At 42.6% G+C, this 6767-nt stretch carries 4 protein-coding genes; 1 reads left to right on the top strand and 3 read right to left on the bottom strand.

Translation table 11 applies throughout. The features are described from left to right. Positions 1-728: 728 nt before the first annotated feature. Both BCU84_RS07640 and BCU84_RS07635 read right to left on the bottom strand, forming a co-directional pair. Positions 729-1853, bottom strand: coding sequence for an alanine/ornithine racemase family PLP-dependent enzyme (locus tag BCU84_RS07640; RefSeq protein WP_102527491.1), 1125 nt, complete (start codon positions 1851-1853; stop codon positions 729-731). Next, entirely contained in the window at positions 1850-3055 is a 1206-nt protein-coding gene (locus BCU84_RS07635) for a DUF1611 domain-containing protein (RefSeq protein ID WP_102527490.1), read from the bottom strand. The genes BCU84_RS07640 and BCU84_RS07635 overlap by 4 nt, the downstream gene beginning before the upstream one ends. 887 nt (positions 3056-3942) lie before the next feature. Between BCU84_RS07635 and ltrA the strand changes: the two genes are divergently transcribed. Next, positions 3943-5406 (top strand): group II intron reverse transcriptase/maturase, encoded by a 1464-nt coding sequence (gene ltrA / locus BCU84_RS07630; RefSeq protein WP_102527489.1) that lies wholly within the window; start codon positions 3943-3945, stop codon positions 5404-5406. 246 nt (positions 5407-5652) lie between these two features. Here the strand turns inward: ltrA and BCU84_RS07625 are convergent, their stop codons facing one another. Beyond that, positions 5653-6633 (bottom strand): NAD(P)H-quinone oxidoreductase, encoded by a 981-nt coding sequence (locus BCU84_RS07625; protein ID WP_102527488.1) that lies wholly within the window; start codon positions 6631-6633, stop codon positions 5653-5655. Positions 6634-6767: the final 134 nt, after the last annotated feature.

The raw sequence follows: 6767 nt of genomic DNA, 5'->3' as shown, positions 1-6767 counted from the left end.
CAAAAATCACTAACGCTTCCGATGGTGCATCTGAAGTAAATGGATTTACGAATGTCACGATGGCATGGATGCCAAGGAGTGATCCTTCCCCCTCGAAAGCTAGCTGGAATCTTAAGTGCAGGATGCACTAAATGCCTTGAAGCACATGGATGTGCTAGAAAGGCCATGTCTGGACTCACGTAATTTTCTTGCTTACCTCAATTCAAATTGAACATTCAAAGAAGATCAAAAACACCTAAAAACCTATGTATTCAATTTATCGCACAGACACAATAAATGAACCTGCGGGCTCAATAGTCTCCGCTGGAAGTGTCCGAATGCGTTGAGCTAATTTACGTGATGGAGGCAGGACACCGACATAGCCTCAGATTGAGCCAAGGATGGCGAATCTGAGGCGGTAGTAAATTAGCTCTGTAGCATGAGGAAAAACACTTCGCCGGAGCGGCAAGGCACTTTATATATGAATCAGCGAAAAGGGAAATGCTGTTGTTTCCCTTTCGTCGGGTGTGGGCGAAGCGCCACGACTTTGTTAGCTACCAAGCATTGCTAGAGTGTTGTGACCTAAACCAACGGCGACTTTTTCTGCTAAGCTATCTATATTGAGAGTTTTTCTTTTTACAAAAACAAGAGTGACAATATTGGCTTCTAACTTAGTACTAACTAGAGTGAGTTAGCCTAATTCTTTAATCAGTAAGTCATTAGAGTCCATTGGGCTTATCTGACAACCGTTAAGCATGACACTGTCGAAGATAATCACTTTTATCCGTATAATATTCCTTTCTCCTCCCTTTGCGTGGCTTAAAATATTTATGGATATAATCTGAAGACATAGAAGATAAGAGAGCAGTGTAATCTAAACTGAATGTGACTTTTTCCCCTACAAATAGTGGTTTCTGTGAGGATTCAAGGACAAGATGATCGCTGGTTGAAGACATGATCTTAATCCCATTCGGAGCCTTAAGCCCGCTGACACAAACATCTTGGCGGCCTAATGCTAGAATAGCTTGTGAGACCTCCCCTCTATCTTGAAGGCTTTCTTTTTCACCAAAAGCATTAAATCCTCTATTTCCCCAAGGCAAAGTAGGTTTAATCTTGGATTCAATCACTTCAGCAGTCAAAGAAACAGTGTCTGCATGTAAGCCTAAAATATTTTCGTGTTCTAAAGGTTCACAGCCTAAAAAAATTGCTTCTCCTATACGAAGGTTATTAACTCGAGTTAGGCTTGTTCTCTGAAGAGCCCAGTTAACTGAAGCAGAATTACCCCCTGAAATAATTTCTAGGCTGATCCCAAATGTAGCTTCAATTCCATCGGCAAGATCTGAAAGAATGTTCATTTTTTGATCGTCTGGAGCGACACCATACCGACAGGCTAAATTCGTACCGACCCCTTTTATCGTGATGTTCGGTAAGGAAATAATCTCATGGATAAAGTCAATCACGCGATTCGGCATTACGCCTTCTCTGAGATCGCCAAGCTCAACCATAATAATAATATCGTGTCGACAATTTTGTTGTCCCGCTACATGTGAAAGCCTCCGAATCACTTCAACTTCAGAATTTAAACTCATATCACTATATTTTATTACGCTTGCCACTTGGCTTAGCATGGGTGTACGTATCAGCATTTTAGGGATAGAAATACCAGATTCTGTCATCTTTTGAAAATTCTCGATTCTTGAATCGGCTAACATTGTTGCACCAGCATCAATAAGAACTTGTGCGATGATGGGATGGCCGAGGAAGACTTTTGTTACAGGCGTAACGGATATATTTTTCAGTAAGAGCTGAGTAATCAGGAACTGAGCGTTATGGTGAATTTTTCCGCAATCGATGTCTAACCTAGGGTAGTTCACCCTTTTTCGGCCAGTTTACTTGCTATCATAGGGAAGGCTGACGTTACAATGTGCAGTAGATCTTCGACAGGCTGTGATAGTGCATCAGTAACCGGTAGACCAAATTCGGTAGTATAGCGGTCTATCACACAACGTGTTTCATCTAAAGACATCCCTTCATGATTCAGTGTTAGTCCAATAACATCGGTATTAGAAAACGTTTCGATAAGGTTGATTTCTGAGGCAATCGAAGGCATTGGGCAATCAGGAAAATCACTACGATATGAACGTTTAGGGGCATGCTGCAATATCACACCCGTTGGACAACTGCCACGTAAGATAAAAGCGCTGGTTGAAAACGCAGGGTGACTTAAGGCTCCTTGCCCTTCAATAATAATCAGGTCCGGATTTTCTTTTTCATAGGCCTGTACAATAACAGACTCCAACTCACCTGCACAAAATTGTGAAGGGACAGCATCGAGTGCAACGCAGTATTGTGCACCCTGTATAATACCTGTTTGACCAGTGGCAATCATAACAACGTTAAGGCCTTTTTTAGTCAGTTCATTCGCTAATATTGTTGCTGTTGTTCGTTTTCCTAATGCACAATCCGTTCCCAATACAGCTATTCTCGGGCATTTAACGCTGTGTATTTTTCCGCTAAACGTTTTTAGGTCGCCTTTATTTTTAGGTTTACGGGTATCGAATATTCGAACGTTGTTCTTTAAACTAGCCTCTAGAAATAGAGGGTCATCAGTTAGAAATTCATGCAAGCCATTTACAATGTTCATCCCTAGTGACATGGCATTTAAAATGATGTTTTTATCCAAGTCAGATAAAAAACCACTTGATGGTGCAATACCAAAAATAAAGTTATCGGGGATACTTTCTGCGTGAATGATAGCTTCTTCAGTATTGGCCAGGATAGGTATTCCATTGGCTTTTTTATCCAATATTTCTCCAGCATCTAAGCCAGCTGACTCACTATCAATAACCGATAAGATACGATAGTGTAACGAATGCCTCACTAGCCCATTTGCGGTTTTACCATCAATTTTTCCGAAATTACCCTCGCAATATATAATCGCTGAAGGCGAAGCAGACTGTACTTTCTGAGTAAGTGGCAACCAAGGCGCGAAATGGGGTTCATTGTTGTTGGTTTCTACATTTTCAATTCTAGTGAGTTTGAATATTTTATTTAAATTTGGGGTCGAAATGGACATAGCTAAAGCCTGCAGTGAGGCTTAGGAGGGCGACTAAGGAGTGCCGAGATGTGAGTTCGGAAAGGAAAAGAAGTCCCTACTAAGCGGTAGGGAGAAAAACCAAGATAGCATACTTACCAGACTTTTGTTTGTTATTAATACGCTTTCTAAGTCTATTACTTTTTGGCTTCACCCATACTAGCGTGACTGATTAGAGATCTAAGACTCATTGTTCAACGTCACCGTATAAACTTCTCAACTTTAAGGTTTCAAGATAATTTTTCTAATGTAAATTAAGTGAATTAGAGTTTTTGTTCTAATTCATTTATGTCCGTGCGACCTGAGGTCGTATGAAGCGCTGTTCACCGCGATAAGAGTGAACCATCTGTATCACCAGATGACCCTAAGACTCTGAATAAAGCAGCGAGTCTGACAATGTAACGATATTTGGCTTATGCCGAATGGGAACAAAATCGTGAGAGGACGTTCTTCCTGATAACCACAATCGGGTAAGTGCTAGGGTGTCAGTATGATGAACGTAAGTGAATCCATATAAGGTGCGTTATACGCGAAACAGCGGAAGTGGTTAATACGCTGTGGCCAAAAGGCACGAGAGTTGGAAAGAGATTGGACAGTGCTCTTTCGTGATCAATTAACTCTTCGCACTATAGTGGGCATCTAACCTGACGTTGCGCGACATACGGAACAGGGTAAGCCTGTATTGCTCCCTTTGGGAAAGTGGTCTGCGAAGGCTGCTGATAGTCATGCAGGTAAAGGAGGCTAGAAAAAGCGAATGCCGCATTGTAATGATGCGGATACTGATTTTATCTGGCGCGAAAGCGAGCTAACTTCTAGCTGTTCTCCCGTTGCAAGATGATTTGAAGAACTTTATTCAAGGAGAAACGCAAATGATGACTTCAATTGAAGTTAGTGCATCCCCTGACAATGTTCAATGGCAATCCATTAACTGGAAAGCGGTTAAACAACATGTATTAAAGCTTCAAATGCGCATTGCAAAAGCAACCCGAGAAGGTAAACACGGTAAGGCGAAAGCGTTGCAGTGGATACTGACCCACTCTAAATCAGCAAAATTACTTGCTGTTAAAAGAGTTTCTCAAAATAAAGGCAGCAAAACACCAGGAGTCGACGGCATCATTTGGAACAGTGATGCTCGTTGTATGATTGCGGTCAATCAACTGAGCCGCAAAGGCTATCATGCCAAACCGCTCAGGCGTATCTACATCCCCAAGAAAAACGGCAAGCTCAGACCTTTAGGCATTCCCTGCATGATAGACAGAGCGCAGCAAGCGCTTCATCTGCTCGCCTTGGAGCCTATTTCGGAAACGGTAGCCGACTATGGCTTTCGACCCAACCGAAGCGCAGCAGATGCCATTGCACAGTGCTTCAAATGCTTGTGTATGAAGCGCTCTAGCCAATGGGTTCTTGAGGGAGACATCAAAGCCTGTTTCGATAAGATAGGTCATCAATGGCTCATCGACAACATTCAATTAGATAAACGAATGCTGAAACAATGGCTTGGGTGTGGTTATGTTGACAAAGGATTGTTCTACAAAACAGCAGAAGGAACACCGCAAAGGGGGATAATATCGCCCACGCTGATGTTACTCACGCTTGCTGGATTAGAACAATTGGTTAAGTCTATTGCTTTTAAAACAGGTAATAGGGTCAACTTTATCGGATACGCAGATGATTTTGTTATCACAGGTTCTTCGCAGGAAGTCCTCGTTAATGACATCAAGCCGCAGCTCATTGGCTTTCTACAGGAAAGAGGCTTAACACTCTCTGATGAGAAAACGCACATAACTCATATCGATGATGGTTTTGACTTTCTGGGATTCAATCTTAGAAAGTACAACGGCAAACTGCTCATTAAACCGAGCAAAAGCAACGTTCTGTCATTTTTGAGCAATCTACGTGAATACATCAGAAAACATCCAACAATCCCCGTTAACGATTTAATCAAAATATTAAATCCGAAACTGAGAGGATGGGCGAACTATTATCGCCACAGTGTTGCAAAACAAGTTTTCAGTTATGTAGGCCATCAACTTTTCTGGTTGTTATGGCGTTGGGCCGTTAGGCGTCATCCAACGAAAAGTAAAGACTGGGTGAGGCGTAAATATTATTTGGATGGTAAGGGACAATGGCAATTTCACGGTTGGCAGAAAATAGCGAACATGGATTGTCGATTTAACCTTGTACAGATAGCTCAAACGCTCATAAAAAGACATGTAAAAATCAGGAGTGCAGCGACACCTTACGACCCCGAACATGAAGCTTACTTAGGTAAGCGAAAACGGGCAAAGGAAGGTAGAAATTCATGGTTTGAGCCTGTCTTGGCTGCTATGTAGGGTGCTGGGTAACAGAACACGCCTTAGTGGAGGCTTGAGCCGTATGCAGTGAAAGTTGCACGTACGGTTCTTAGGAGGGCGGCACTTGGTAACAGGTGCCGCCTATCCGACTGTTTCATATCTTTGCTGATCAAATCAACTGTACGTTCAGGGTTAATCCAACATTGAAAAGAGTCAGATCAGATATGAGCTACTATATTAGAATATGGCTTTTACTGCCATGTTTAGAGGTTGTTCTTACTGTTGCTAAATCAGTTTCAAAATAATTTTCCCTTGATGCTGGCCAGACTCCATATATTGATGTGCGACAATAACATCGTCAAAAGCAAAAACTTTATCTAGATTTATATGCATTTTTCCACTTTCAAGCATTGGCCAAACATGCTGTTTTAGACCTTGTGCAATCTCGGCTTTGGCTTCAATGCTTTGTGGCCTTAACGTAGAGCCTGTCCAGCGAATACGTTTCGCCATGAGCCTAAAGATATCCACTTCGGCTTTCATGCCCCTTTGCATTGCAACCGATACCATGCGGCCATCCATTGCGACTACTTTAAGGTTGCGGTTAACAAAATCGCCACCAGCAATATCAAATACGACATCCACACCTGTTCCATTTGTCGCTTCTAAAATAGGTTCGACAAAGTCCTGCTGATGGTAATTGACCGCAACTGTTGCACCTTGTTCGAGACAATATTGGCACTTATCATCTGAGCCTGAGGTAGCAAACACCGTTGCGCCTAATGCTGACGCCATTTGAATCGCGGTAGTACCGATACCACCAGAGCCACCATGGATTAATACACTTTCACCTGCCGCTAATTCTGCCCTAACCACCATATTGCCCCAAACGGTAAAGCAGGTTTCTGGTAAAGCTGCCGCTTGTTCATAAGTGTAATTTTTGGGGATCGGCAAACAATGACTGGCATCAGTGATCACCTGCTCAGCGTAACCACCACCTGGCACCAGCGCACAGACTTTGTCGCCTACTTTCCATTGCGTCACGTCGTCAGCTAGCTCAATAATTTCTCCTGCCACTTCTAAACCTAGGATAGCACTCGCGCCTTTAGGTGCAGGGTAAGCACCTTCACGTTGCTTGATATCAGGCCCATTAACGCCTGCGGCATGTACTTTGATTAGCACTTGCCCTTGGGTTAATACTGGCAGTTGGCTATCGGTAAAATACATCACCTCTGCCCTACCTGGTTTATTAAAGCTCACATGTTTCATATCTAATCCTTTTCGACAATGACACTCGTGAATAGCCACCTATACTTAGCAATAGCTGGCACCTTCGAGCATTGAGTATGATGACTTGTCTAATCAGCTGGTATTTGAAGGCACTTAGCCGTATTTAAAAACAG

Origin of the sequence: Shewanella sp. 10N.286.51.B7, from assembly GCF_002873615.1 — a bacterium.
GTDB classification, from domain to species: Bacteria; Pseudomonadota; Gammaproteobacteria; order Enterobacterales; family Shewanellaceae; genus Shewanella; species Shewanella electrodiphila.
This window is presented reverse-complemented; position numbering and strand designations above follow the sequence as displayed.

What these genes read in the sequence shown, in the direction of transcription:
- ltrA (WP_102527489.1), top strand. Translation starts at nt 3,943, where the DNA reads ATGATGACTTCAATTGAAGTTAGTGCATCCCCTGACAATGTTCAATGG.
- BCU84_RS07635 (WP_102527490.1), bottom strand. Translation starts at nt 3,055, where the DNA reads ATGTCCATTTCGACCCCAAATTTAAATAAAATATTCAAACTCACTAGA.
- BCU84_RS07625 (WP_102527488.1), bottom strand. Translation starts at nt 6,633, where the DNA reads ATGAAACATGTGAGCTTTAATAAACCAGGTAGGGCAGAGGTGATGTAT.